Below are 26,731 nucleotides of genomic sequence, written 5' to 3'. Positions count from 1 at the left end.
GCACGCATGGCGGCCGTGACTGTCAGCGGATCGACAGCTTCGGGGCATCAGATTAGATTAGTTCTAATCTGAATTCCGGACATCCTCGATGAAGCGCTTCGACGACCTCACCGAGGCCGAGATTCTCGGCCTCGCCATCTCCAACGAGGAGGAGGATGCGCGCATCTACCTCCAATACGCCGCGCGGCTGAAGGCCGACTACCCCGCGACGGCGGCGATGTTCGAGCGCATGGCGGAGGAGGAGCACGGCCACCGCCACGCGCTGCACGAGCTCTACCGCCGCAAGTTTGGTGGCGAGCTGCCCTACATCACCCGGCAGGACGTGAAGGGCTTCCTCAAGCGCAACCCGCTCTGGCTGCTGGAAACGCTGCGCATCGACGCGGTGCGCCGGCAGGCGGAGATGATGGAGTACGAGGCGCAGCAGTTCTACGTGAAGGCCGCCGAGCGCGCCCGCGACGCCGATACGCGCCGGCTGCTCGCCGACCTCGCCGAGGCGGAAAGCGCGCACGAGACGCTGGCGCAGGAGCTCGGCGGGCGGATCGAGACCAGCGGCGAGAAGGAATCGGAGGAAGCCACCGCCCACCGCATCTTCGTGCTGCAGATCGTCCAGCCCGGCCTCGCCGGCCTCATCGACGGCTCGATCTCGACGCTGGCGCCGATCTTCGCCGCTGCCTTCGCCACGCAGGACAGCTGGGCCGCCTTCCTGGTCGGCCTCGCCGCCTCGATCGGGGCGGGCATCTCCATGGGCCTCACCGAGGGCCTGTCGGACGACGGCGCGATCACCGGCCGCGGCAGCCCGTGGCCGCGCGGCATCGCCTGCGGCGTGATGACCACGCTGGGCGGCCTCGGCCACACCCTGCCCTATCTGATCCCGGATTTCTGGACCGCCACGGCGGTCGCCGGCGTGGTGGTCGCCTTCGAGCTCGCCGCCATTGCCTATATCCGCACCCACTACATGGAGACGCCGTTCACCTCGGCCATCGTGCAGGTGGTGCTGGGCGGCATCCTGGTGCTCGCCACCGGCATCTTCATCGGCAGTTCCTGAGCCGCGCGGGCTCAGCCATAGGCGGCGATGGCGGCGCGGATCGTCTCCGGCTCCCATCCCGCACGCAGCGCGAAGGCGAGCAGCAGCCGCGCCTTCAGGCCGTTCAGCAGCCCCGCCGGGATGACGCCGCGCCCGATCAGGTCGATCTCCGAGCCAGGATAGCCGTAGGTACGCTCGAACGCCGGCCCGGCCAGCGTGCGGCTCGCCAGCAGCACCGGCAGCCGCGCCGCGACCTCGCCGACCGCCCCGGCGATGGCGCCGGGCACATGCCCCGCCCCCGCGCCCTCGATGACAAGGCCGGCGAAGCCGAGATCGGGCACCGCCCGCAGCAGCCGTCCGTCATCGCCCATGGCGATCTTGATCAGTGCAACCGCCGGCAGCCCGCCCGGCGCGGCAGCGAGGGCCGGCATGGGGGAAGGCGCCACGCGGGCGAGGATCCGCGCCTGCCCTTCCGCCACCAGCCCCAGCGGGCCGCCCGTATCGGAGATGAAGGCGGAGGCAAGCGCGGTATGCGCCTTGCGCGCGAAGCGCGCCGCATGGATCTCGTCGTTCAGCACCACGAGCGTGCCCAGCCCCCGCGCGGCGTCGTTGGCGGCGACGAGGGCGGCGGAGAGAAGGTTCGCCGGCCCGTCGGCGCCCGGCTGCTGCGCCCCGCGCATGGCGCCGGTCACCACCACCGGGCGCTCGTCGCGCACCAGCAGGTCGAGGATGAAGGCGGTCTCCTCGATCGTATCGGTGCCCTGTATGACCACGGCCCCGTCGAAGCCCGCGTCGAAGGCGGTGCGGATGTCCTGCGCCACCTCGGCGATGTTCTCGGGCGTCAGCGAGACGCTGCCGACCTTCAGCGGCGAGCGCGCCTCGATCTCGGCCACCGCCTCCAGCCCCGGCACCGCCGCCACCAGATCGGCCGCGCCCAGCGTCGGGGTGATGCCGCCGGCGGCGGAGGCGGTCATGGTGATGGTGCCGCCGAGCGACAGGACGAGAAGGCGCGGACGCGACATGAGGCAGATCCCTGGGCGAGGCCCCGCGAGGAGGCGCGGCGCGGCAATGATAGCCGCGCCCGCCCTGCCCGTCAGTCGGCCTTTCGGTCCGGTTGCCGCGTCAGGCGGCGATCCGCAGCGCGTCGATCTGCGCCGGCCGCGGCCCGCCGGTCGCCCAGTCCAGCAGCTCCACCGTGTGCACCACCGGCAGGGCGGTGCCGCCGCCGATCTGCGTCATGCAGCCGATATTGCCGGCGGCGACGATCTGCGGCAGCGTCCGCTCGATATTGGCGACCTTGCGCTCGCGCAGCTTCGCGGCGATCTCCGGCTGCAGGATGTTGTAGGTGCCGGCCGAGCCGCAGCACAGGTGCCCTTCCGCCGGCTCCAGCACGGTGAAGCCGGCCTTGGCGAGCAGCGCCTTCGGCGCCACGCGCACCTTCTGGCCGTGCTGGAGCGAGCAGGCCGAGTGATAGGCGACGCGGATGCCCGCCGGGATCACCGGCGTGGGCAGCTCGTGCTCGGAGAGGAATTCGCTGACGTCCTTGGCCAGCGCCGACACCTTCGCCGCCCGCTCGGCATAGGCCGGGTCGGTGCGCAGCATGTGGCCGTAATCCTTGATCGTCGTGCCGCAGCCGGAGGTGGTGACGATGATGGCGTCCAGCCCTTCGCCCTCGATCTCGCGCCACCAGGCGTCGACATTGGCGCGGGCATTGGCCAGCGCGAGGTCCTCCTTGCCCATGTGGTGGGTGAGCGAGCCGCAGCAGCCCCCGCCCGCGGGGCGCACGATCTCCACCCCCATGCGGGTCATCAGCCGGATCGCCGCCTCGTCGATCTCCGGCCGCAGCACCGGCTGGGCGCAGCCGTCGAGCAGGGCGACGCGGGCGCGGCGGACGCCCTGCGGCGCGAAGCGGCGCACATCCTCGCTGGCCGAGCGCGACGCCGGGCGGGCGGGCGCGAGGCGCAGCATGGCGGCGATCGGCTTCAGCCCCGGCACGGCGTCGAACAGGCCGGCGAAGGGGCGGGCGAGCATCGCGCCGCTGATGGCGAGGCGGAACAGCCGCCGGCTCGGCAGCACCCGCGCCAGCAGCGCGCGGGTCAGCTTGTCCATCAGCGGGCGGTGATAGGTCTTCTCGACGTGATCGCGCGCATGGTCGATCAGGTGCATGTAGTGCACGCCCGAGGGGCAGGTGCTCATGCAGGAGAGGCAGGAGAGGCAGCGGTCAACATGCTTGGCCACCTCGGCGGTGGCCGGCCGGTCGTTCTCCAGCATGTCCTTGATCAGGTAGATGCGCCCGCGCGGGCTGTCGAGCTCGTCGCCCAGCAGCACATAGGTCGGACAGGTGGCGGTGCAGAAGCCGCAATGCACGCACGCGCGCAGCACCTGTTCGGAGCGGGCGGTCTGCGGGTCGGCGAGCTGCGCCAGGGAGAAATTCGTCTGCATCGCCTATACTCCCGCGTACATGCGCCCGGGGCTCAGCACCCGCCCGGGATCGAAACCGCTCTTCATCCGCTTCACCAGCGCGCCGGTGATGGCGTCGAGCGGCTGGAACACCTCCTCGGCCGCGCGGACCGGGGCGGAGGCACGGATCAGCGTCGCGTGGCCGCCGCCCGCCTGCGCCACCGCCTCGCGCACGCGCCGCGTATGCGGCTCGGCATCGGCCATCTCGATCCAGACCAGGCCGCCGGTCCAGTCGTAGAAGCTCATCGCCCCCGCCTCGCGCAGCGCCGCGCCGATGGACGCGCCGGCCATGGGCGCCACCGAGACGCGCCACACCGCCTTCGCCGTATCGACATTGCCGCCCTCGGCGAGCGCGAAGGGCAGGACGTCGCGCATGGCGCGCCAGAAGGCGTGCGAGCCGTCCGCGTCGAGGAAGGACAGGGCGCCGCGCGCGCGCAGCATCTCTTCCAGCTTGCCGCGCCGGTGCAGGATCGAGGGCTTCACGCCCTCCAGCCGCAGCGCCGTGACGCTGCGCCCCGCGCCCGCCACCACGGGAATGCGCGCGGCGACGTCGGCCGGCACATGGGCGGCGCCGGAGACGTCGTAATAGGAGCCGACCGCCCCGCTCATCACGCTCGCCGCGGCGGCGTCATCGAGGCCGAGCACCAGCAGCGTCTCCACCGTCTCGGGGCGCGGCAGCACCTTGATGGTCAATTCGGTGAAGGCGGCGAAGGTGCCGTAGGAGCCGGCAAGGCCGCGCGGCAGGTCGTAGCCGGTGACGTTCTTCACCACGCGCCCGCCCGCCTTGAACGCCTCGCCCCGGCCGGAGACGGCCCGGATGCCCAGCGCATGGTCGCGCGCCGCGCCGGCGCTCGGCCGGCGGGGGCCGGCGAGGTTGCAGGCCATCAGCCCGCCCAGCGTGCCGCCGCCCGCCGGCAGGCCCAGCAGCGGGCCGAAATCCATCGGCTCGAAGGCCATCATCTGCTTGGCGTCGGCGACCAGCGCCTCGATCTGCGCCACCGGCGTGCCGGCGCGGGCGCTCAGCACCAGTTCCTCCGGCTCGTAGAGCGTGACGCCCGAGAGGCCCTTCAGCTCCAGCGTGACGTCGGTCTGGATGTGCCGGCCGAGCGCCGCCTTGGAGCCGGAGCCCGCCACATCCAGCGTGCGCTCGTTGGAAACGGCCCAGCGCACGGCCTCGACCACATCGGCCTCGTCGCGCGGACACAGCCTCTCGCTCATTTCAGGCACCTCCCGAGAGCGCGGCGAGCCGCGCGGCATGCTTGTTGTGCTCGGCGACGACCGCCGGCAGATCGATGGTGACGATGTCGCCGTGCTCCACCACCGGGCGCCCGTGCACCACGGTGAAGGCGGCGCGGCCCGGCGTGCAGAACAGCGCGGCGGCGACGGGATCGGCGAGGCCGCCGGCAAAGGCGACGTCGTCGAGCCGCAGGGCGAAGAAGTCGGCGCATTTGCCCGGCTCCAGCGAGCCGATGTCGGAGCGCCCCAGCACCGCCGCCCCGCCCAGCGTCGCCAGTTCCAGCGCCTCGCGGGCGCTCATCCATTCATGGTCGCGCGCGGGGTCGGACGTGGAGAGCGTGGTGTCCGGCCCTTCCGGCGGGCGCAGCGCGATCTGCAGCCGCGCCAGCAGCATGGCCTGCCGCGCCTCGCCCAGCAGGTTGTTGCCGTCATTGGAGGCCGAGCCGTCCACGCCGAGCCCGACCTTCACGCCGGCGCGCCGATAGGCCTTCACCGGCGCGATGCCGGAGGCGAGCCGCATATTGGAGGAGGGGCAGTGGCACACGCCGACCCCGGCATCGGCGAAGCAGCCGATCTCATGGGCGTTCACATGCACCGCGTGGGCGAACCACACATCCTCGCCCAGCCAGCCCAGCTCCTCCATATAGGCGACGGGCCGCCGGCCGAAGCGCTCCAGCGTGTAGCGCTCCTCGTCGACGGTCTCGGCGAGATGGGTATGCAGGCGCACCCCCTTCGCCCGCGCCAGCGCGGCGCTCTCGCGCATCAGCTCCGGCGTCACCGAGAAGGGCGAGCAGGGCGCCAGCGCGATCCGCGTCATCGCCCCCGGCGCGGCGTCGTGATAGGCGCTGATGACCCGCTCGCTGTCGGCGAGGATGTCGTCCTCGTCCTCCACGCAGTCGTCCGGCGGCAGCCCGCCCTTGCTCTCGCCCAGCGACATCGACCCGCGCGAGACCATGAAGCGCAGGCCGATCTCGCGCGCCGCGCCGATCTGGTCGTCGACCCGGCAGCCGTTGCGAAAGACATAGGCGTGGTCGAAGCAGGTGGTGCAGCCGGACAGGGCGAGTTCGGCGAGGCCGACGAGCGTGGCGGTGCGCGAGGCCTCCGGCGTGCGCGCCGCCCAGAGCCGGTAATGCGCCTTCAGCCAGCGGAACAGGTTGACGTTCTGCGCCGCCGGCAGGTTGCGCGTCAGCGTCTGGTCGAGATGATGGTGGGCGTTGACCAGGCCCGGCAGCACCACATGGCCGGCAAGGTCCATCACCCGGTCGGCGCTGGCCGGCAGGCTGTCGCCCGGCCCGACCGCCTCGATCACGCCGTCGCGCGCGAACAGCCCGCCGCCCGCGATCTCGCGGCGCGCGCCGTCCATGGTGACGAGCACCGTGGCGTTTCGGACGAGGAGGGTGGCCATGGGCAGACGCTCGAAACCTCGCCTCAGAACCGCGGAATGTCCGGGAAGGGCAGCTTGCCGCCGGAGACGTGCATGCGCCCCAGTTCGGCGCAGCGGTGCAGCACCGGGAACACCTTGCCGGGGTTGAGCAGCGCGTCCGGATCGAAGGCGCATTTCAGCCGCTGCTGGTGCGCGAGATCGGTCTCGTCGAACATCGAGGGCATCAGGTCGCGCTTCTCGACGCCGACGCCGTGCTCGCCGGTCAGCACCCCGCCCACCTCGACGCAGAGCAGCAGGATGTCGGCGCCGAAGGCTTCCGCCTTCTCCAGCTCGCCCGGCTTGTTGGCGTCGTAGCAGATCAGCGGGTGCAGGTTGCCGTCGCCGGCGTGGAAGACGTTGCCGCAGCGCAGGCCGTATTTCTCCGACATCTGCTCCATGCGGTTCAGCACCTCCGGCAGCGCCTTGCGCGGAATGGTGCCGTCCATGCACAGATAGTCCGGCGAAATGCGGCCCACCGCCGGGAAGGCGGCCTTGCGCCCGGCCCAGAAGGCGACGCGCTCCTCCTCGCTGGTGGAGGCGCGCAGCGTCATGCAGCCGAGCCCGTTGCCGATCTCGGCGACGCGGTCGATGAGGTGGTTCACCTCCGCCTCCGGCCCGTCCAGCTCGACGATCAGGAGCGCCTCGACATCCAGCGGATAGCCGGCGCCGAGGAAGGCCTCGGCGGCGTGGACCATCATCCGGTCCATCATCTCCATGCCGCCGGGGATGATGCCGGCGGCGATGATGGCGGCCACGCACGCCCCCGCCGCCTCGGAGGACGGGAAGCCGAGCAGCACGGCGCGCGCCGTCTCCGGCTTCTTGAGGATGCGCACGGTGACTTCGGTGACGACGCCCAGCAGCCCTTCCGAGCCGACGATGAGGCCGAGCAGGTCGAGCCCGCCGGAATCGAGATGCTTGCCGCCGACGCGGATGATCTCGCCGGTGATCAGCACCATTTCGACGCCGAGCACGTTGTTGGTGGTCAGGCCGTATTTCAGGCAGTGCACGCCGCCGGAGTTCTCGCCGACATTGCCGCCGATGGTGCAGGCGATCTGCGAGGAGGGGTCGGGCGCGTAATAGAAGCCCTCATGCGCCACCGCCGTGGTGATGCCGAGATTGGTCACGCCCGGCTGGGCGACCACGCTGCGGTTGGCGAAGTCGATGTCGAGAATGCGGTTGAACTTGCCCATGCCGAGCAGGATGCCGTCGGCGAGCGGCAGGGCGCCGCCCGACAGCGAGGTGCCCGCCCCGCGCGGCACCACGGGAATGCCGTTCGCATGCGCGTAGGCGAGAACCTTCGACACCTGCTCGGTGGTCGAGGGCAGCACCACGGCGAGGGGAAGCTGGCGATAGGCCGTCACCCCGTCGCTCTCGAAGGGGCGCATCTCGGTCTCGGTGTCGATCACGCCCTCACCCGGCACGATGGCGCGCAGGTCGGCGATGATCTGCGAGCGGCGGGCCAGGACATCGGCCTTCGGCTCCGGCATGACGAGGCCCGACATGGCGCTTCTCCCTTGAACGGCGACGTTTCTGGTTTCGACCTATTCTAGGGAAAAGCGTCTAACCTTCCTATGGTAAAAAAACTAGACCAAGGGCGAATTCCCGTTTCGCCCGCAGCGCTTCGCGCGGGTCATCCGCCGCCCCTTGCGCCGGATCAAGGAAGCGCGCACCTCTAGGTCGTAGGGCTTTCGCAGATGGCCGACCGGACGCAGGTCCCGGCCCAAGCAACAGATAAGGAGACGCGCATGACCGACGCCGCCGCCACCGATACCAGGGCCGAGACGCGGGAGCTTCAGCGCATCCGCCTGCATCTGGCCCGCTCGAAGGACTTCCCGGACGGCAGTGCCCGCCACGGCTACGAATTCGTCGCGCCGCTGGACGCGAGCGGCCATATCGACGCCGAGGCCTGGAAGGACGTGCGCGAGGCCTGCACCGTCACCCGCTTCTGGGGCAATGACACGCCGGAGAGTGGCTATCTGGTGCGCCGCGCCGGCGGCGTCTCGGGTGCGAGCTGGGTGTTCGACTACGAGCAGAACGCCAGCGACGACGACGAGACCGGCTATCGCTTCGGCGACCACGCCTTCGCGCCCGGCGAATATGTCTCGCTGCGCGACGAGGATGGCGAGCTGCACACCTTCGTCGTCTTCTCCGTGGTCCCGGCCTGACGGCACCGCCAAGCGAGGGCTGCCCCCTCGCGAGCGACGCCAGAAATGACGACGGCGCGGGCCGATGCGGCGCCGCGCCGTTTTTTCGTCCCGGCCGCGACGGCCGGAAAAGGCGTCAGTTGGAGGTGCCGGTACCGGCCGACGTGGCGCTGGCCGCGGCCGCCGTCTCGGCTCCCGCGGTCGAGCTGGAGGTCGACGAGCCGGAAGCCGGCGTGGCGGGCACGCTGGCCGGCGTCGCCGCCGGGGTGGCGGCCGGCGCCGAAACCGGGCTCGCCGCCGGAGCGGGCGCCGCCACGTTCTGCGTCGCCGCCGGCTTCGGCTTGCGGCGCGCCACCGGGCGCTGCGGACGCTGGATCATCGCGATGACGCGCTGGTGCAGGTCGGCCGCCTTGTCGATGTTGAAATGGCTGAGCGAGCCGGAATTGGTGAGGTCGATGTTCTCGACCCGCGGGCCGGACACCGGCTTGCCGGAGCCGCCGGCCTGATAATAGTTCACCACCTTGCCGATGCGGGCCGAGGCGGTGTTCGGGTTGACGGGATCGAAGGTCACGACCAGCGGAACCGGCACGCCGGCCCCGCTCACCTTGTTGCCCATGTAGACGGCGGCGTCGGCGCCCAGCGAATGGCCGATGATGATCACCGGCGCGCGGCGCTTGCCGGTGCCCGCCTGCGCGACCGCCTGGCTGGCGAGCGCCTGCCAGTCGCCATAGGGGTGCACGCTCGCGCGGATGCCGCGCGCGTTGAGCTTGGCGGCAAGGTCGTCCATGCCCAGCGAGAAGATGTTGGCGAGACCGCGCAGGAGATAGACGCGCAGCTGCGGCTGTTGCTGCTGGCGCGACTGCGCTTCGGCCGGAACGGAAAGGGAAACGGCGAGGATGGCGGCAATGGCGAGGCAAAAGGCCCAGGCTCGCGAGAATCTCATTGTCACAAATCCCGAAACAACTACGAACTTCATGCGCTGGCCCCCCGGCCCTTGCAAATGGTTTCTGGGCCGTCTTATGGCGGAGCCCGCCCCGTCTCCTCTTTGCCAAAAGGCTGATGCCAATCCGCAACACTCACGCCGCGGAAGCTGGCGGGAGAAGGCCCACCGCCGCGTCCTTGGTGTGCGCTGCACCCGCGTCCAGATGCCTCTTGCCAGCGCTCCACCAGCGTGCAACCCACTGGGCGGCGCGCGGTTCCGCCGCCCCGGTCTTTCCGGGCGGCCATGAGGGGAGCGACCCCGTGACGGCAAGACAGACGGCCCCGGCCGGCAAGGCCTTCTACGATCACCCGCTACGCGCGCCGGTGCTGGCGGAACTGCATGCCCGCCCCTTCGTGGCGATTTCCACGCCGGCCCGCATCCTCCACGTCGCCTTCCTCGTGGACCGTGCCCAGGCGCTCGCCGACCGCGCCGCTTTCGCCGCCCTGTGCTTGGCGCGCGGCCAGCCCGAGCCGTCGCGCGACGCCAAGCAGCATCGCGTCGCCTTCGGTGGCGCCGTGCTGCGCTGGGAGCGCCACGCCGAATTCACCACCTACACCTGGGAACTGCCGGCGGAGGACGTGATCGAGGGCGGCCTGCCGTTCCAGCCCTCCGCCGCCAGCCTCGCCGACGTGCTCACCCAGCTGCCGCAGCCCGGCCCGCTGCTGGTCGCCGTCGACCTGCACCTCGTCACCGACACCGCCGACGCGCTGCCGCTCGACCGGCTGTTCGACCGCACCAGCCTCGCCCGCTCGGACGTCGAGGACGGCTTCGCCGAGATCGCCACCGACTTCCAGCCGGACCCCTCCGGCTTCGTGCGCATCCTCGTGCGCGACCGCGGGATGACGGCGGACGCCGCCGGCGCGCTCGTCCAGCGCGTGCTGGAGGTCGAGACCTACCGCACCCTCGCCCTGCTCGGCCTGCCGGAGGCCCAGCGCCTCGCGCCGACCGTCGCCCATATCGAGAACGAGCTCGGCGCGCTCACCGAGGAGATGCGCCGCAGCGAGGGGTTGGCCGCCAACAACAAGCTGCTCGACGCGCTGACCTCGCTGGCCGCGCAGCTCGAAGCCGACGCCGCCGCCTCGCTGTTCCGCTTCGGCGCCACCCGCGCCTATCAGGAAATCGTCGACCTGCGCCTCACCACCATCGGCGAGCGGCAGATCTCGGGCTATCCGACCTGGCAGCAGTTCCTCACCCGCCGCCTGCAGCCGGCGATGCGCACCTGCCAGGCCATCGAGCAGCGCCAGGCCAATCTGTCGGTCAAGCTCACCAGCGCCGCCAACCTGTTGCGCACGCGCGTCGACGTCGAGCTGGAGCAGCAGAACCGCGACCTCCTGCGCTCGATGAACGCCCGTGCGCGCATGCAGCTGCGCCTGCAGCAGACGGTCGAGGGCCTGTCGGTCGCCGCCATCTCCTATTACGTGATCAGCCTGCTGCACTACACGCTGGAGGGGCTGCACGCGCGGGCCGAGGCCATCGGCCTGCACTACGACGTCGGCATCGTCACCGCCATTGCGGTGCCCTTCGTGGCGCTGCTGATCTGGATGGTGGTCCGCCGCATCCGCAAGGGCCATTCGGACATCGGCCATGGCGAGCGGCCGGCCGCCGGCCGGATCCATCCCGGCGCCGTGATCGAGAAGCCGTCCGACGAGGCGTGAGACGCCTCGTCCCGCTTCTTCCAGATCCTTACTGCGAGAAGGTGCCGGTGGAGGGCGCCGGGGCGCCGATCCACTGCGTGTCACCATCGTTCGACGCCGGAGCCGGCGCCACGGTCCGCACCGGAGCGGCGGGCGCGGCCTGCACAGCCGGGGCCGTCGTCTGCACCGGAGCGGCGGCGGGTGCCGTCTGCGTCTGGCGCGTCGGCTGGCGGGGCTGCTGCTGGGCCTGCGGCTGAGACTGGGTGCGCGGGCGGGCCTGCGCCGGCGGGCGCTGGCGCTGCGGCTTCTCGTTGGCGCCCTGCGGATCGAAGCCGACATAGACGACGTAGCGCTCGGACAGCGCCGGCGTCGGCCGCGGGAAGCTCGGATCGGCCACGAGGCTGAAATCGACCTGCAGCACGCCCGGACCGATCTCGACCGGCACCGAATAGAACTGGGTCCACACCGACTTGGGCGTCGGGCCCTCCTCCACGATGGCGACGCGGATCGGCACGTTGACCTTGCCCGGTCCGCCCTTCGCACCGAGCAGGACGCGGCCCTGGATGCCCACGCGCATGGTCATGTCGGGCGCGGTGAAGCGGCATTCGCGGGAGAACTGGCCGAGCGTCGCCTGGTAGCGTACCGCTCCGTCCTGCGGGTCGGTCACCTGCCAGGCCGCCGCGCCGCCGCGCACCTGCACCGGCGGGCAGGTGAACTCGGACGCATCGGCATCGCCCGGCGTCACCGCCGCCGTGCCGGCGCCGCTTGTGTTCCCGCCGGACGGGCTCCGCGCCACCGTCGTGGTCTGCATGGTCGAGCCGAACAGGCCCTGGCCGCCGGAATTGCCCGAGCCCATCGGGCCCTCATTGCCGTCGCCGCCGCCAACGCCGTTGCCGGCACAGCCCGCAAGCAGCAGGGCGAGCGCGGGAAGGAGAAGGAGGGTTCTGCCCGGCCCGCCCCGCCTCTCGGCGCGCCGCCCGGCTTCCCCGTCGGTTCCGTTCCGCTCGTCCCTGATACCCATACGCATACTCCCCGCCGCACCGGCTGGATGGGCCGCGGCGCGTCATTTCCCCAAGGCGCCGGCGGCCGATCTTTCGAACTGTCACGTCCCGCCGCCCTTATAGCAGGCGACGGGCGGCAGAGAATGGCCCGTGACGGCGGTCCTGCGCAAGGCGGGAGCCGCACAACGGGCGCAAGGCGGGTCTCAGCCCCCCTTGTTCGGGACGAGGCCCGCCGGCTTGCCCACAAGGCTGAACAGCAGCGCCGGGTTCTCGTTCAGCCGCGCGGCCACGCGCTTGATGTCGTCCAGCGTCACCGCCCCGACCAGCTCGTTGCGCTTGTCGATATAGTCGATGCCGAGATCGTCGATCTGGATCTGCAGGAGCTGGGAGGCGACCTTGGCGGAGCTGTCGAAGCGCAGCGCGAAGGAGCCGATCAGGTAGCTCTTGGCGTCCTCCAGCTCGGCCTCGGTCGGCCCGTCGGTCAGCAGCTTGCGGTATTCCGAGCGGATCAGCTCGATCGACTCGCCGGCGCGGTCGTTCTTGGTCGCCGTGCCGCCGAGGATCAGCGCCGCGTGGTCGAGCGGGGCGAGATGGCTGTAGACGGAATAGGCGAGGCCGCGCTTCTCGCGCACTTCCTTGAACAGGCGCGAGGAGAAGGCCGAGCCGCCGAGCATGTGGTTGAGCACGAAGGCCGGGATGAAGTCCGGATCGTCGCGCTTCAGCCCGATGCCGCCGAAGACGATGGAGGTCTGCGGCACGTCGAGTTCCTTCACCACCTCGGTGCCGAGCCCCTGCGGCACCGCGTCCGGCACCGGGGTCAGCTCGGCCTTGGCGGGCAGCGCGCCGAACATGTGGTCGAGCGCCGGGCCCAGCTTCTCCGGCGTGATGTCGCCGACCACCGCGATCTTCAGGTTGTCGCGCGCCACGGTGCGGCGGACATAGTCCTTCAGCTCGTCGCGGCCGATGGCGGGCACGCTCTCCAGCGTGCCGGAGACCGGGCGGCCATAGGGATGGTTGGGGAAGGCGCGGGCCGACCAGCCGAGGCTCGCCAGCGTCGAGGGATCGTTCAGCCGCCGGCGCAGCATGGCGAGCTGGCCCTGGCGGATGCGCTCCACCGCCTCGTCGTCGAAGCGCGGCGCGGTCACCGCCAGCCGCATCAGCTCGAACGCCTCGTCGACATTCTCCGACAACGTGCGCAGCGAGCCGCCCGTCATGTCGCGCGAGGCGTCGAAGCGCAGTTCGATCGCCTTTTCCGCCATCCGGTCCTGGAAGGCGCGGGAATCGAGGTCGCCGGCGCCCTCGTCGAGCAGCGAGGCGGCGAGATTGGCGACGCCGGGCTTGTCGGCGGGATCCTGCGCGGCGCCGCCGAGGAAGGCGACCTCCACCGCCACCAGCGGCAGCGTCGTGTCGTGCACCAGCCAGGCCTCGATGCCGCCGGGGCTGATGACCCGCTGGATGCGCGTGGTCTCGGACTGGGCGGGGGAAGTGGGCGCGAGAGCGAGGGTCATGATCGTGGCCGCGGCGGCGAGGGAAAGGAAGGAGCGGAGAAGGCCGGGGCGTCCGCCGCGCGGCGCCCGGCCGGCCGACGGGCCGCTCACGAACGGTCCTCCGGGCGGGCATGGCCGCTTTCGGCGGGCGGAGCGACCGCGGCCGGCGTCGGGCCCGAAGCCGGACCGGCCGGCAGGAGCTGGCTGGTCACCGCGCGCGCCGGCACCAGCCAGCGGCGGGCGGCGTCGCGCACCTCCTCGGCGGTGACGCGCTTGACCTGATCGGGCCAGTCCTTCACGTCCTCGGCGGTCGAGCCGGTGGCAAGCGCGGCACCGTAGATGCGCGCCAGTGTCGCCTGGTTGTCCTGCGCGTAGACCGCATCGGCGACGAGCCGGGTCTTGGCGCGTTCCAGCTCGCCGGCATCGGGGCCGTCCTTGGCGAGCGCGGCGAGGGTCTCGTCGAGCGCCTTCTCCAGCACCTCCATCGTCACCTCCGGGCGCGGGGTGACGGCGATGCCGAAGCGCGTGTCGTCGAGCGCCGTCGACTGGTACCAGGCGCCCGCGCTGGCGGCGAGGCCCTTCTCCACCACCAGCGAGCGGTAGAGACGCCCGGTCGCGCCGCCAAGCACCTGCGAGAGCACGTCGAGCGCCACGCTTTCCTGCTTGTCGTTGCGGAAGGCCGGCACGAGATAATTGCGCGACAGCGCCGGCTGGCCGACCCGGCCGTCCGCCAGCACGAGGCGGCGCTCGGCGCGCGACGCCGGCTCGCGCGGGCGCTCGCGCTCGGCGATCTCGGCGCGCGGCTTCACCTTGCCGTAGGTCTCCTCGGCGAGCTTCTTCACCTCGTCCGGCTCCACGTCGCCGGCAACCACGAGGATCGCGTTGTTCGGCGTATAGAAGCGCTGGTAGAAGGCGAGCGCGTCCTCGCGGTTGAGCTGCTTGATCTCGTCTTCCCAGCCGATGATCGGGTGGCCGTAGGGGTGGTTCACATACATCGCCGCCTGCGCGGCTTCGGAGAGCTGCGCGCTGGGGTCGTTGTCGGTGCGCATGCGGCGCTCTTCCAGCACCACGTCGCGCTCGGGCAGCACCACCTCGTCGGTCAGCACGAGGCCGGTCATGCGGTCGGCCTCGAAGCCCATCACCGTGCCCAGATGCTGCTTGGCGACACGCTGGAAATAGGCGGTGTAGTCCTGCGAGGTGAAGGCGTTCTCCTGGCCGCCGAGCTTGGACACCACCTGCGAGAACTCGCCGGCGGGGTGCGTGGCCGTGCCCTTGAACATCAGGTGCTCGAGGAAATGGGCGATGCCGGACTTGCCGGGCTGCTCGTCGGCCGAGCCGACCCGGTACCACACCATGTGGGTGACCACCGGCGCCCGGTGATCGGGCACCACCACCACCTGCATGCCGTTGTCGAGGGTGAACTCGGAAACCTCCGCCGCCTCGGCGCGGGGCGCGGCGGCGGCAAGTCCGGCGGCGCCGGCGGCAGCGCCGGCGATCAGCATGAGTGCGGGCATGATTCTTCCAGTCACAGCGGCATCCGTTTCGGCGTCCGTCCCGGAAGGCGCCATCTGGCGTGCCGCCGGGAAGGGCGGCGCGGGGCGGGGATCGCAGGCGCAATGTAGCGACGGGGCGCCGCTCATGCGAAGCGTGGCGACGCCCGATCACCGCGAAGTGAGACGCGGCAGAAGTGCGGCAGGGGTCTCTGCCGGAACCCGAATGTTCCGCCGGGACCTATTTGTTCGACTGCGTGCGGTCGAACCAGCTCGGCAGGCTCCACTGCTTCTCTTCCGGCCGGTCGGCGACCACGCCATAGGCGGCGCCCGGCGCGGGCGTCTGGTAGCCCACCGGCGGCTGGGTCAGCAGCTCGCGGTCCGGCTCGCCCTCGAACTCCATCTTCTCTTCCTTCTTCGTCCAGCCGAAGAATTCGAGTTGGTTGAGCGAGAGCCGGTTGTCGTCGTTCTTGCGGCGGTTGGCGAAGCCGCTGCCGCTCGCCCCGCCGATCTTGGCGCCGCGCTCGAGCTGCGAGGGCGAAAGCGCGCGGTGGGCGGTGTCGGTCTCGTCGCGCATCACCGGCTCGGCGGCGATGGCCTTCTGCCGCGCCACCGTGTCATGGTCCTTGGGCCAGGCCGGGTTCTGCGCCATGGCGCCGGCATCGCGCGGCGGCGGCAGCGCGTCGCCGGACGGCGGCACCACCAGCGGCGCGCGCTCGCGATAGTCGATATCCGGCGGCGGCGGCGCCACGAGGCCGATCGCGGTGAGGAGCTTGCCGGTCAGGTTAAGGTCCGAGTCTTCCTGGGCGTAGGCCGGCGCCCCGGCCAGAAGGGCACCGAACAGCGCGGTTCCGGCCAGCAGCCGGGTGCGGGTCGCAAGGTGTCGTCTCATCATCCGGTCGTCTCCTGCGGATCGTCCGTGGGCGGCGTGAAGGCCGCGCCGACGGGCCCCGCTCAAGCGTGCGGAAGCTCCGATGTCATTCCAGGGCGGCTATTTTGCGGCGTCCCCGAAAAATGAATCATACAAAAGCAGCCCGACACCGGCAACAATGGCCACGTCGGACAGGTTGAACACATACCAGTAATAGCCGAAGGCGTGTAGCGACACGAAGTCGAACACCGCGCCATAGGCCACGCGGTCGATGGCGTTGCCGAGCGCGCCGCCGATCAGCAGCCCGAGCGCGGCCGCCTCCAGCCGGCGGTCGACCCGCGCCAGCCAGAACCAGAACACCACCGCCGCGACGATCTTCAGCCCGCCCAGCAGCCACCAGCCGTCCACGCCCTGCGCGAACAGCCCGTAGCTGATGCCGGTGTTCCAGGCGTAGACGATGTCGAGGAACGGCGTGAGGGTGACCTTGCCGGTCTCGCCGAAATCGACGCCGTGGAGCACGGCGAGCTTGGTTCCCTGGTCGATCGCCAGTGCGGCGAGGGCGAACAGGCCGCCATAGAGCGTCAGCGGACCGGCGAGGCGGAGCTTCATCGTCGCGCTTTCACCCGCGCCGCATCATTCCGCCGCCCGCCGCGCGGCGGCCAGCTCGCGCAGCGCCATGGCGTCGCGCGGCGTCACGTCCGGGAACTCGGGATCGGTGCCCACCAGCGGCGAGATCTTCCACGAACGGGCGCATTTCTCGCCCACCGCCTTCGCCGCCACCACCGCGACGCCAGGCACGTCCGGCAGGCGGAAGGCGCCCGATGGCCCCTCGTCCGGCACCAGATGCGCGTCGGAGGTGATGCACACCTCCGCGAGGTCGACCGCGCTCACCGCCGCGAACAGGTTGGGGTCGGTGACATGGATCACCGGCGCCGCCTCCAGGCTGGAGCCGATGCGCTTGGCCGCGCGCTCCACTTCCAGCGCCCCCAGCACCACGCGCCGCACGAGGCGGATCTTGCGCCATTCATCGGCGAGCGTGTCGTCGCGCCACTTGGCCGGCGTCTCGGGGAAGGTGACGAGATGCACCGAGCCGGTCTCGGAGGGGAAGCGCGACAGCCAGGTCTCTTCCGCCGTGAAGGGCAGGATCGGCGCCAGCCAGACCACCAGCCGGTTGAACACCTCGTCCAGCACGGTCAGGCAGGCCCGGCGCGTCACCGAGGAGATCGGGTCGCAGTACAGCGCGTCCTTGCGCACATCGAAATAGAACGCCGACAGCTCGCTGGTCATGAAGGCGGTCAGCGCCGCGTTGACGCGCTTGAAGTCGAAGGCCGCATAGGCCTCGCGCACCGTCGCGTCGAGCTCGACGAGGCGGTGCAGCACCATGCGCTCCAGCGCCGGCATGTCGGCATAGGCGATGCGCTCGGCCTCGCGGTAGTGGTGCAGCGAGCCCAGCAGCCAGCGCAGCGTGTTGCGCAGCTTGCGGTAGGTCTCGACCGTGGTCTTGAGGATCTCCGGCCCGATGCGCAGGTCGTCGGAATAGTCGGAAGCGCACACCCACAGGCGCAATATGTCGGCGCCCGACGACTTGATCACCTCCTGCGGGGCGACCACGTTGCCGACCGACTTCGACATCTTGCGGCCCTGCTCGTCGAGCACGAAGCCATGGGTCAGCACCACGTCGTAGGGCGGGCGCCCGCGCGTGCCGCAGCTCTCCAGCAGGGAGGAATGGAACCAGCCGCGATGCTGGTCCGAGCCTTCGAGGTACATCACCCGGTCCGGCCCGCCGGTGAAGGCGCGGTTCACCTTCAGGTCCGCGCGCACTTCCAGCGTGAAGGCATGGGTGGAGCCGCTGTCGAACCAGACGTCGAGGATGTCGTCGACCTTGGTCCACTCATTGGCGTCGTAATCGTTGCCGAGGAAGCGCCGGGCGGCGCCTTCCTTGTACCAGGCGTCGGCCCCTTCCGCCGCGAAGGCGTCGGCGATGCGCCTGTTGACCTGTTCGTCGCGCAGGATCTCGACCGTGCCGTCGCCCCTGTCCTTCACGAAGACGGCGATCGGCACGCCCCAGGCGCGCTGGCGCGAGACCACCCAGTCCGGGCGGTTCTCGATCATGCCGGTGATGCGGTTCTCGCCGGAGGCCGGCACCCAGTCGACGCCGGCGATGCCGCCGAGCGCGCGCGCCCGCAGCGTGTCGCCCTTCGTCGAGGAGCCGTCCGCCGCCGCGATGTCCTTGTCCATCGCGATGAACCATTGCGGCGTGTTGCGGAAGATCACCGGCGCCTTGGAGCGCCAGGAATGCGGGTACTGGTGCTTCAGCCGGCCGCGCGCGATCAGCTTGTCGGCGGCCGCCAGCGCCTTGATCACCGCGTCGTTGGCGTCGCCGTCCTTGCCCTTGTCGTCCATCACCCGATGGCCGGCGAACAGCGGCACGTGGTCGTAATAGCGCCCGTCCGGGCCAACGGTATGCGGCACCTCGCCGAGCCTCTCGGCGATGTAGAGGTTGAAGTCGTCGGCGCCGTGGCCGGGGGCGATGTGCACGAAGCCGGTGCCGGTCTCGTCGGTGACGAAGTCCCCCGCCACCACCGGCACGGGGAAGTCGAAATAGCCCTTCGTGCCCTCGACGCCGGCCAGCGGGTGGGCGCAGACGAGATGGGTCGGGTCCACCTCCTTGCGGCGTTCCCAGCCGGTGACGCGGGCGGCCTTGAACACCTCCCCGGCGAGCTTGTCGGCGAGGATGAAATGCTCGCCGACCTTGGCCCAGTTGTCGGCCGGCGCCTCCGTCACCTCGTAGACGGCATAGGTGACGTCCTTGGAGAAGGCGACGGCGCGGTTGCCGGGGATGGTCCAGGGCGTGGTCGTCCAGATCACCACGCTGGCGCCCTCATAGGAGGGGAACAGGTGGATGTCGTCCGCCTCGCTCGCCGGCTTCAGCCCCTTGGGCAGGCCGCCGGCGGTGGCGTCGCTCTCGCGATAGCCGGTGACCGGGAACTTCACATAGATCGTGGTCGAGGTGTGATCGTGGTACTCGACCTCCGCCTCGGCGAGCGCGGTGCGCTCCACCACCGACCACATCACCGGCTTGGAGCCGCGATAGAGCAGGCCGTTGCCGGCGAACTTCACGATCTCGCGGGCGATCTGCGCTTCCGCGTCGTAGCTCATGGTCACATAGGGGTGAGACCAGTCGCCCTCGACGCCGAGCCGCTTGAACTCGGCGCGCTGGACGTCGATCCACCCCTCGGCGAAGGCACGGCATTCCTGGCGGAACTCGACGACCGGCACCTCGTCCTTGTTCTTGCCCTTGGCGCGGTACTGCTCCTCGATCTTCCACTCGATCGGCAGGCCGTGGCAGTCCCAGCCCGGCACGTAGTTCGAATCGTGGCCGAGCGCGCCCTGCGAGCGCACCACCACGTCTTTCAGGATCTTGTTCAGCGCGTGGCCGATATGGATGTTGCCGTTGGCGTAGGGCGGGCCGTCATGCAGCACGAAGCGCGGGCGCCCCTCGCCTTCCTTGCGCTGCTGGCCGTAGAGGTCGATGCGCTCCCAGCGCGCCAGCAGCTCCGGCTCGCGCTGGGGCAGGCCGGCGCGCATCGGGAAATCCGTCTGCGGCAGGAACAGGGTCGACGAATAATCGCGGGCCGCGCTCTCGCCGGCGGCCTCGTTCTCGCTGCGACCATCGCTGTTGCGGCTCGTCATCACGCGCTCCTTACACTCGCCGCACGGTTTAAGCGCAGCGCCGGGGCGGTGCAAGGGCGCGAAGGCCGTTCGCGGGCTCCGGCCCTCAGCCCGGCGTGACCACGATCTTGCCGAAGGCGCCGCGTTCGAGATGGTCGAGCGCCGCCGGCAGCTCCTCCAGCCGGTAGCGGGCGTCGATCACCGGCTTCAGCCCGGCCGTGTCCACCGCCCGCACCAGATCCTCGAGCGCCCGGCGATGGCCGACGCCGATGCCGTTGAGGGTGAGCTGCTTGAGCATGAGCGGGCCGAGCGGCAGGGCGGCATCGAATCCCTCGATGATGCCGATCTGGGCGATGCGCCCGCCGATCGCCGCCACCTCCACCGCCCGGCCGAGCGCCGGCCCGCCGGCGAGCGCCAGGACATGGTCGGCGCCATAGCCCCCGGTCGCCGCGCGCACCGCCTCCACCCAGTCGCCGGCCGTGCGGTCGATGCCGATGTCGGCGCCGAGCGCCTTCGCCCGCTCCAGCTTGCCGGCGCTGCCGGAGACGACGATCGTGCGGGCGCCATGCGCCCGGGCGATGGCGAGGCCGAACAGGGCGACGCCGCCCGTCCCTTCCACCAGCACCGTCTCGCCCGCCTTCAGGCCCCCGCGCTCGACGAGGCCGAACCAGGCGGTGAGGCCCGCGCAGGGCAGGGTGCTGGCCTCCTCGGGCGCCAGCGTCCGCGGCGCGCGCACCAGCCATTCCTCCGGCAGCGCGACATAATCCGCCAGCATGCCGGGATAAGCGCCGCCGAGTGCCTGATAGGGCAGGGTCGCGGAATCCCCCCTGGGCAGCCCGTCGATCCAGCCGGGGAAGAAGGTGGAGATCACCCGCTCGCCCTCGGCGAAACGGCGGCTGCCCTCGCCCGCCGCCACCACCGTGCCGGCGAGGTCCGAGCCCGGCGTGAAGGGGAAGTCGAGCGGCGCGCCGAGGCCGTTCGCGATCACCAGCGTGTCGCGATAGTTGAGCGAGACCGCCTCCACCTTCACCAGCACCTCGCCGGCGCCGGGGCGCGGCACCGGCACCTCCTTCAGCGCCAGCGCCGCCCGGCCGTAATCGTCGATCTGCCAGCGTCGCATCCTGTCCGTCATCATTCGCTCCTTGACCAAAATCGATGTCGGACGGACGTTATCGTTGAGCATAAGGCTCCGGTTGCGATAGGTTTTCCCATCATTGGCGAATTTTGAGCATCAATCGACATGAGCGACGTTCTCGCCGGCATCGACGTTTTCGTGGCCTCGGTGGAGACGGGCAGCTTCTCCGCCGCCGCCGAGCGCATGGGGCTGACGCGCTCGGCGGTCGCCAAGACGGTGGCGCGGCTGGAATCGCGCCTCGCCGTCCGCCTGTTCCACCGCTCCACCCGCCGCCAGAGCCTCACCGCCGACGGGCAGGTCTATTACGAGCGCTGCGTGCGGGCGCTGGACGAGCTGCGCGCCGGCCGCTCGACGCTGGAATCCGGCCGGCGCGAGGCCGTCGGCCGGCTGCGGGTCGCCATGCCGCTGCTGTTCGGCCGGCGCTGCGTCGCCCCGGTGCTGGCGCGGCTCGCCGCCCGCCACCCGCGGCTGGAGATCGACATGGCCCTGTCGGACCGGCTGGTGGACGTGGTGGACGACGGCTACGACCTCGCCATCCGCAACGGCGCCATCGGCGACGGGAGCGGGCTGATGACCCGCACGGTCGGCCTGCAGCGCATGACGGTGTGCGCGGCGCCCGCCTATCTCGCCGTCCACGGCGCGCCGGCGGGGCTGGCGGACCTGTCCCGCCATCACGCCATCACCTATGCGCGGGACGGGCGGGTGAAGGCGTGGACCTTCCCGCTGCCCGGCGGGCCGGTGGAGGCGACGCCGCCGAGCCGGCTGCGCTTCGACGATCTCGAATCCATCGCGGAGGCGGCCGAGGCCGGCCACGGGCTCGCCTGGCTGCCCTGCTGGCTCATCCGCGACCGCGTGCATGCCGGCACGCTGGTGCCGCTGCTGGCGGACCTGCCGCGCCTCGTCTTCTCCACCCACGCGCTGTGGCCGGCGAGCCCGCATCTGCCGGTGAAGGTGCGCCTCGCGCTCGACGCGCTGGCGGCGGAGCTGCCGGGCAGCGCGGAGCTCTAGCGCGCTTTCGAGCGAGGCGGCCGCCGGCGTAAAGAAAAATGCGTCGGCTCAGGGAGCTGGCGCGGCGCTCAGTCCAGCGCCGCCCGCGCCCGCGCGCTGTCCTCGTTCATCTGCGCGATCAGCGCGTCGATGCTGTCGAACTTCAGCTCGGGGCGCAGATAGGCGTGGAAGGCGACGGGCAGCACCCGCCCGTAGAGGTCGCCCCTGAAATCGAAGATGAAGGTCTCCAGCCGCGGCGCGCCGTCGTCGAAGGTCGGGCGGCGGCCGAAGCTCGCCACGCCCTTGTGGCGCACGCCGTCGATCTCCACCGTCACCGCGTAGATGCCGTGGGCCAGCGTCACCGCCGGGTCGAGCCGCATGTTGGCGGTGGGATAGCCGAGCTCGCGCCCGCGCTTGTCGCCGTGGATCACCTCGGCCTCCACCTCCCACGGCGCGCCGAGCATGTGGGCGGCCTGCTCGACGCGGCCCTGCGCCAGCGCGGCGCGGATGACGCTGGAGGAAACCTGCGCCCCCTCGTCGAGCAGCGGCGCGACGATCTCGACGGCGAAGCCGTGCCGCCGCCCCGCCTCGCGCAGGAAGATCGGCGAGCCGCCGCGCCCCTTGCCGAAATGGAAGTCGTAGCCCGCCACCACCATGGAGACGCCGAGCCGGCCGACCAGTATGTCGGCGACGAAGCTCTCCGCGTCCTTGGCGGCGAGCCCGGCGTCGAAGGTCAGCACCACCGCGCCGTCGAGGCCGGTCTCGGCGAGGCGCTTCAGCTTCATCGGCTCGGGGGTCAGCCGGAAGATCGGCTCCTCCGGCCGGAAGAAGGCGCGCGGATGCGGCTCGAAGGTCACCGCCAGCGCCGGCCGCCCGAGCGAGCGCGCCTGGTCCACGGCGGTGCCGATCACCGCGCGATGGCCGCGATGCACGCCGTCGAAATTGCCGATGGCGACGACGGGCGCGGCAAGGCCGGGGGGCAGGACCTGCCCGTCGCGCAGGACGATGAAGGGGTGCGGGGAAGCGGCAGCGTGGGTCATGTCACCGGACGCGGAAAGGGCACGGCGGAGGGGTCGGCATGCCGGCGGCGCGGCACGCGCGATAAGTGGCGCCGGCCCGCGCCGCCGTCAATCGGGGTTTCCCGCAAGCACGCCGAGAAAGAGCACGTCGGGAAGGGTCCGCCGGAAGCCCCTCACCAGACGAGGCGGGTGGTCACCGCCGCCGGCCGGCCGGGGCCGTCGGCCAGCAGGCGCGCCAGCGCCCCGGGGTCGACCTGCGAGCCGTTCTCGAGGCCCAGCTCCCCGGCATGGATGCCGGCGGCGACGAACAGGCAGTCGATGCCGAAGCCCAGCGCCCCGGCGAGGTCGGTGCGCAGCGCGTCGCCGATGGCGATGGCGCGGGCTGGGTCGACCGGCTCGCCGCGCAGCTTCGAGGCGGTGGCGAAGGCGGTCTCGTAGATCGGCCGGTGCGGCTTGCCGCAGAACACCACGTCGCCGCCGAGCTCCGCATAGGCCTCGGCGATCGCCCCAGCGCACCAGATCAGGTCGCCGCCGCGCTCCACCACGATGTCGGGATTGGCGCAGATGAAGGGCAGGTTGCGCCCCCGCGCCGCCTTCAGCGTCGCCGCGTAGTCCTCCGGCGTCTCCACCGTGTCGTCGAACAGGCCGGTGCAGACGATCAGCTCCGCCGCCTCGAAGGAGGTCTGGGTGAGGTCGAGCCCGTCATAGATGCCGAGGTCGCGCTCCGGGCCGAGATGCCACATCTTCACGCCCGGCCGGGCTCCGAGCAGCGCGTTGGTCACCATGCCGGAGGTGACGATGGCGTCATAGGCGTCGCGCGGGATGCGGAAGCCGTCGAGGATGCGCGCCACCCCTTCGGCCGGGCGCGGCGCGTTGGAGACGAGGATCACCGTCGTGCCGGCGTCCCGCGCCCGCTTCAGCGCGTCGGCGGCCGGCTGCGAGCCGACGACGCCGTTGTGCAGCACGCCCCAGACATCGCACAGCACGAGGTCGTAGCGCGGCGCGAGATCGGCGAAGGACGCGACGATGGGCGGGACGGAGGGGATCTGGACATCGGCTTGCATGCAGGCGGATTGCCACGCCCGCGCGGCCCGCACAAGAGCGCGGCGGGCGGAGCGGGCATGCGCCGGCGCGCCCTCCGGCACCGCCGTCCCGCGTCCTCGAAGGCATGACGAGGGCGGACGCAGGTGCGCGGTTCCTGCTACAAGGACCGGCATCCGCCACGCCCGACTGGACAAAGGCACGGCCCGCCCTGCCGGAGGGAGAGAGCAGCACCGATGGATTTCGCCTTCGCCGCCAAGGTCTTCGCCGCCCTGTTCGCGATCATGAACCCGATCGCCAACCTGCCGATCTTCCTGTCGCTCACCTCCGGCATGAGCGAGGGCGAGCAGCGCCGCACCGCCATCCTCGTGCTCGCCACGGTGGCGGTGGGCTGCTTCGTCTCGGCGGTGGCGGGGCAGGCGATCCTCGGCTTCTTCGGCCTCGACGTGAACCATTTCCGCCTCGCCGGCGGGCTCATCGTGCTGCTCATCGCCCTGTCCATGCTGCACGGCGAGGACAGCGCCACCCATGGTGGCTCGGGGGCGGAGAAGGCGACCTTCGCCAGCGCCAGCAACGTCGCCTTCTATCCGCTCGGCATCCCCATCCTGATGGGGCCGGGCACCATCTCCGCCCTCATCGTCTATGCCGACACCGCGCAGCACACCGGCGACTACGCCGCGCTGGCCATCGGCATCCTCGCCTTCCTCGCCTTGCTCGGCACGACGCTGATCGCCGGCCCCTTCATCGGCCGGGTGCTCTCGCCCACGGTGATGACCGTCACCAAGCGGCTGATGGGCATGGTGCTGGCGGCGATCGCCATGGAAATGCTGGTGGCGAGCCTGCGCGCCCTGTTCCCGGGGCTCACCTGACCCGCGCCCGACGAACGCCCGGCCCCGGCGCCACGGGCGTTCCGCTGGCGCGGGATATGGCGTAAGAGCGTGCGCGCGCTCACCACCCGCGTTCCATCACCGGCGAGGACATCATCATGACCGAGACCTTCGATCTCCTGCTCAAGGGCGGCACGGTGGTGAACCAGGACGGCATCGGCGCGCGCGACGTCGGCATCCGCGCCGGCCGCATCGCCGGCATCGGCTCCTTCTCGCCCGACCGGGCCGACGAGACGGTGGACTGCACCGGCCTGCACCTCCTGCCCGGCGTCATCGACACCCAGGTGCATTTCCGCGAGCCCGGCATGGAGCACAAGGAGGACCTCGAATCGGGGTCCCGCGCGGCGGTCATGGGCGGCGTCACCGCCGTGTTCGAGATGCCGAACACCAACCCGCTCACCACCTCGGCGAGCGCGCTGGAAGACAAGATCGCCCGCGCCACCGGCCGCATGCACTGCGACTTCGCCTTCTTCGTCGGCGGCACCCATGACAATGTGAAGGATCTGCCGGAGCTGGAGATGCTGCCCGGCGCCGCCGGCATCAAGGTGTTCATCGGCTCCTCCACCGGCTCGCTGCTGGTGGCCGACGATCCCGGCGTGCGCGCCATCCTCAAGGTGATCCGCCGCCGCGCCGCCTTCCATTGCGAGCACGAGCCGCGCCTCGACGAGCGCAAGCATCTGCGCGTGGAGGGCGACGCCTCCTCGCATCCGGTCTGGCGCGACGAGATCGCGGCGCTCACCGCCACCACCCGCCTCGTCAACCTCGCCCGCGAGGAGGGCAAGCGCGTGCACGTGCTGCACGTCACCTCGCAGGAGGAGATCGAGTTCCTGCGCGCCCACAAGGACGTCGCCACCGTCGAGGTCACGCCGCACCACCTCACCATGGATGCGAGCTGGTACGCCAGGCTCGGCTCACTGGTGCAGATGAACCCGCCGGTGCGCGAGGCGCGCCACCGCGCCGCGCTCTGGCACGGCCTCGCGGAGGGTGTCGTCGACGTGCTCGGCTCCGACCATGCCCCGCACACGCTGGAGGAGAAGGCCAAGCCCTATCCGGCGAGCCCCTCGGGCATGACCGGCGTGCAGACGCTGGTGCCCACCATGCTCGACCATGTGAATGCCGGCCGCCTGACGCTGGAGCGCTTTGTTGACCTGTCGAGCGCCGGTCCGGCCCGCATCTTCAACATCGCCACCAAGGGCCGGATCGCCGTCGGCTACGACGCGGACTTCACCGTCGTCGACCTCAAGCGCCGCGAGACCATCCGCAACGGCTGGATCGCCTCCAAGCCCGGCTGGACCCCCTATGACGGCGTCGAGGTGACGGGCTGGCCGGTCGGCACGCTGCTGCGCGGCGCCCGCGTCATGTGGGAAGGCGAGTTGCTCACGCCCGCGCAGGGCGCGCCGGTGCGCTTCATGGAAGCCCTGCCGAAGCTCTGAGGCGCGGCGCCGACCTCAGGCCGGCGCGCCTCAATACGTCACTTCCGCCAGATAGAGCCCCGCCGCCGGCGCCATCGGGCCGCAGCGCGTGCGGTCCTTCGCCTCCAAAGCGGCGGTGACGTCGTCCGGCGTCCAGGCACCCTCGCCGACCTTCACCAGCGTGCCGACCATGGAGCGCACCTGATGGTGCAGGAAGGAGCGCGCCGCCGCGTGCACCCGCACCTCCATGCCCGGCCCCTCGACGGGCACCGTCTCCACCTCCAGCCGGTCGAGCGTCTTCACCGGCGAGGCGGCCTGGCAGCCCACCGCCCGGAAGGTGGTGAAGTCGTGCCGGCCGACGAGGCGCGCAGCGCCCTGCGCCATCGCTTGCGCGTCGAGCGGGCGCAGCACCCGCCACGCCCGGTCGCGCTCCAGCGCGAGGTCCGGCCGGCGGGCGATGATGCGGTAGACATAGCGCCGGCCGACGGCCGAAAAGCGGGCGTGGAAATCGTCCGCCGCACGCTCGGCGGCCAGCACCGCGACGGGATGCGGGCGCAGATGCGCGTTCATGGCGTCGCGCACCGTGTCCGGCCGCCAGTCGCGTGTGAGCTCGACATGCGCGACCTGCCCCGTGGCGTGCACGCCGGCATCGGTGCGCCCGGCCCCGTGCACCGCCGCCGCCTCGCCGGCGAAGCGCTTCACCGCCTCGGCCAGCACGCCCTGCACGCTCGCTCCCTCGGCCTGGATCTGCCAGCCGACGAAGGGCGTGCCGTCATATTCGATGGTGAGCTTGTAGCGGGGCATGGTTCACTTCCTGCGCGCTCTG

At 71.2% G+C, this 26,731-nt stretch carries 22 protein-coding genes; 6 read left to right on the top strand and 16 right to left on the bottom strand.

Going from position 1 to position 26,731, the window contains the following annotated elements:
- Positions 1–88: 88 nt before the first annotated feature.
- Positions 89–1,045, top strand: a complete 957-nt coding sequence (mbfA, locus tag FO470_RS03085) for an iron exporter MbfA (RefSeq protein WP_144341441.1) — start codon at positions 89–91, stop codon at positions 1,043–1,045.
- A gap of 11 nt (positions 1,046–1,056) precedes the next feature.
- Here the strand turns inward: mbfA and FO470_RS03080 are convergent, their stop codons facing one another.
- The 5 genes from FO470_RS03080 to FO470_RS03060 all read right to left on the bottom strand — a co-directional run bounded on the left by FO470_RS03080 (position 1,057) and on the right by FO470_RS03060 (position 7,645).
- A complete protein-coding gene (locus tag FO470_RS03080) occupies positions 1,057–2,046 on the bottom strand; it encodes an asparaginase (protein ID WP_144341440.1) in 990 nt (329 codons plus the stop codon).
- A 100-nt stretch (positions 2,047–2,146) separates the two neighbouring features.
- Positions 2,147–3,466, bottom strand: a complete 1,320-nt coding sequence (gene glcF / locus FO470_RS03075) for a glycolate oxidase subunit GlcF (RefSeq protein WP_144341439.1) — start codon at positions 3,464–3,466, stop codon at positions 2,147–2,149.
- Positions 3,467–3,469: 3 nt separating this feature from the next.
- Positions 3,470–4,702, bottom strand: coding sequence for an FAD-binding protein (locus FO470_RS03070; protein WP_186291814.1), 1,233 nt, complete (start codon positions 4,700–4,702; stop codon positions 3,470–3,472).
- A gap of 1 nt (position 4,703) precedes the next feature.
- Complete coding sequence (locus tag FO470_RS03065) at positions 4,704–6,125, bottom strand: 8-oxoguanine deaminase (RefSeq protein WP_144341437.1); 1,422 nt, start codon at positions 6,123–6,125, stop codon at positions 4,704–4,706.
- A 23-nt stretch (positions 6,126–6,148) separates the two neighbouring features.
- The gene (locus FO470_RS03060) at positions 6,149–7,645 is read right to left on the bottom strand and encodes an FAD-linked oxidase C-terminal domain-containing protein (protein ID WP_144341436.1); all 1,497 of its coding nucleotides are present in this window, start codon (positions 7,643–7,645) and stop codon (positions 6,149–6,151) included.
- A gap of 243 nt (positions 7,646–7,888) precedes the next feature.
- Between FO470_RS03060 and FO470_RS03055 the strand changes: the two genes are divergently transcribed.
- The gene (locus FO470_RS03055; protein ID WP_144341435.1) at positions 7,889–8,308 is read left to right on the top strand and encodes a hypothetical protein; all 420 of its coding nucleotides are present in this window, start codon (positions 7,889–7,891) and stop codon (positions 8,306–8,308) included.
- Positions 8,309–8,423: 115 nt separating this feature from the next.
- On the opposite strand, the gene FO470_RS03050 is transcribed toward FO470_RS03055, so the two are convergent.
- Positions 8,424–9,230 carry a hypothetical protein gene (locus FO470_RS03050; RefSeq protein ID WP_144341434.1) on the bottom strand — a complete coding sequence of 269 codons (807 nt, stop codon included), beginning with the start codon at positions 9,228–9,230 and terminating at the stop codon, positions 8,424–8,426.
- Positions 9,231–9,529: 299 nt separating this feature from the next.
- Here FO470_RS03050 and FO470_RS03045 point away from each other — a divergent pair, with 299 nt between their 5' ends.
- Positions 9,530–10,924, top strand: coding sequence for a DUF3422 family protein (locus FO470_RS03045; RefSeq protein WP_246659453.1), 1,395 nt, complete (start codon positions 9,530–9,532; stop codon positions 10,922–10,924).
- Between the two features lie 28 nt (positions 10,925–10,952).
- Here FO470_RS03045 and FO470_RS03040 read toward each other — a convergent pair whose 3' ends face one another.
- The 7 genes from FO470_RS03040 to FO470_RS03010 all read right to left on the bottom strand — a co-directional run bounded on the left by FO470_RS03040 (position 10,953) and on the right by FO470_RS03010 (position 20,556).
- Entirely contained in the window at positions 10,953–11,924 is a 972-nt protein-coding gene (locus FO470_RS03040; protein WP_144341433.1) for a hypothetical protein, read from the bottom strand.
- Positions 11,925–12,107: 183 nt separating this feature from the next.
- Positions 12,108–13,412, bottom strand: coding sequence for a M16 family metallopeptidase (locus FO470_RS03035; protein ID WP_418655039.1), 1,305 nt, complete (start codon positions 13,410–13,412; stop codon positions 12,108–12,110).
- Positions 13,413–13,498: 86 nt separating this feature from the next.
- Positions 13,499–14,905, bottom strand: a complete 1,407-nt coding sequence (locus FO470_RS03030) for a M16 family metallopeptidase (protein WP_144341431.1) — start codon at positions 14,903–14,905, stop codon at positions 13,499–13,501.
- 217 nt (positions 14,906–15,122) lie between these two features.
- Entirely contained in the window at positions 15,123–15,776 is a 654-nt protein-coding gene (locus FO470_RS03025; RefSeq protein WP_186291813.1) for a hypothetical protein, read from the bottom strand.
- 96 nt (positions 15,777–15,872) lie between these two features.
- Positions 15,873–16,361 (bottom strand): signal peptidase II, encoded by a 489-nt coding sequence (gene lspA, locus FO470_RS03020; RefSeq protein ID WP_144341430.1) that lies wholly within the window; start codon positions 16,359–16,361, stop codon positions 15,873–15,875.
- A gap of 24 nt (positions 16,362–16,385) precedes the next feature.
- Positions 16,386–19,445 (bottom strand): isoleucine--tRNA ligase, encoded by a 3,060-nt coding sequence (gene ileS / locus FO470_RS03015; RefSeq protein WP_144341429.1) that lies wholly within the window; start codon positions 19,443–19,445, stop codon positions 16,386–16,388.
- An 85-nt stretch (positions 19,446–19,530) separates the two neighbouring features.
- Entirely contained in the window at positions 19,531–20,556 is a 1,026-nt protein-coding gene (locus FO470_RS03010; RefSeq protein ID WP_144341428.1) for a zinc-dependent alcohol dehydrogenase family protein, read from the bottom strand.
- 108 nt (positions 20,557–20,664) lie between these two features.
- On the opposite strand from FO470_RS03010, the gene FO470_RS03005 reads away from it, so the two are divergent.
- Positions 20,665–21,567 (top strand): LysR family transcriptional regulator, encoded by a 903-nt coding sequence (locus FO470_RS03005; protein ID WP_144341427.1) that lies wholly within the window; start codon positions 20,665–20,667, stop codon positions 21,565–21,567.
- 68 nt (positions 21,568–21,635) lie between these two features.
- On the opposite strand, the gene FO470_RS03000 is transcribed toward FO470_RS03005, so the two are convergent.
- Positions 21,636–22,586, bottom strand: coding sequence for a bifunctional riboflavin kinase/FAD synthetase (locus FO470_RS03000; RefSeq protein ID WP_144341426.1), 951 nt, complete (start codon positions 22,584–22,586; stop codon positions 21,636–21,638).
- A 152-nt stretch (positions 22,587–22,738) separates the two neighbouring features.
- The gene (locus tag FO470_RS02995) at positions 22,739–23,629 is read right to left on the bottom strand and encodes a TIGR01459 family HAD-type hydrolase (RefSeq protein WP_144341425.1); all 891 of its coding nucleotides are present in this window, start codon (positions 23,627–23,629) and stop codon (positions 22,739–22,741) included.
- A gap of 213 nt (positions 23,630–23,842) precedes the next feature.
- Between FO470_RS02995 and FO470_RS02990 the strand changes: the two genes are divergently transcribed.
- Both FO470_RS02990 and FO470_RS02985 read left to right on the top strand, forming a co-directional pair.
- On the top strand, positions 23,843–24,475 hold the full coding sequence (locus FO470_RS02990) for a MarC family protein (protein WP_144341424.1): 633 nt from the start codon (positions 23,843–23,845) through the stop codon (positions 24,473–24,475).
- Positions 24,476–24,591: 116 nt separating this feature from the next.
- A complete protein-coding gene (locus FO470_RS02985; protein WP_144341423.1) occupies positions 24,592–25,926 on the top strand; it encodes a dihydroorotase in 1,335 nt (444 codons plus the stop codon).
- A 30-nt stretch (positions 25,927–25,956) separates the two neighbouring features.
- On the opposite strand, the gene truA is transcribed toward FO470_RS02985, so the two are convergent.
- On the bottom strand, positions 25,957–26,709 hold the full coding sequence (gene truA / locus FO470_RS02980; protein ID WP_144341422.1) for a tRNA pseudouridine(38-40) synthase TruA: 753 nt from the start codon (positions 26,707–26,709) through the stop codon (positions 25,957–25,959).
- Between the last annotated feature and the right edge of the window lie 22 nt (positions 26,710–26,731).

Origin of the sequence: Ancylobacter moscoviensis (genome assembly GCF_007559435.1) — a bacterium.
GTDB lineage: Bacteria > Pseudomonadota > Alphaproteobacteria > Rhizobiales > Xanthobacteraceae > Ancylobacter > Ancylobacter moscoviensis.
This window is presented reverse-complemented; position numbering and strand designations above follow the sequence as displayed.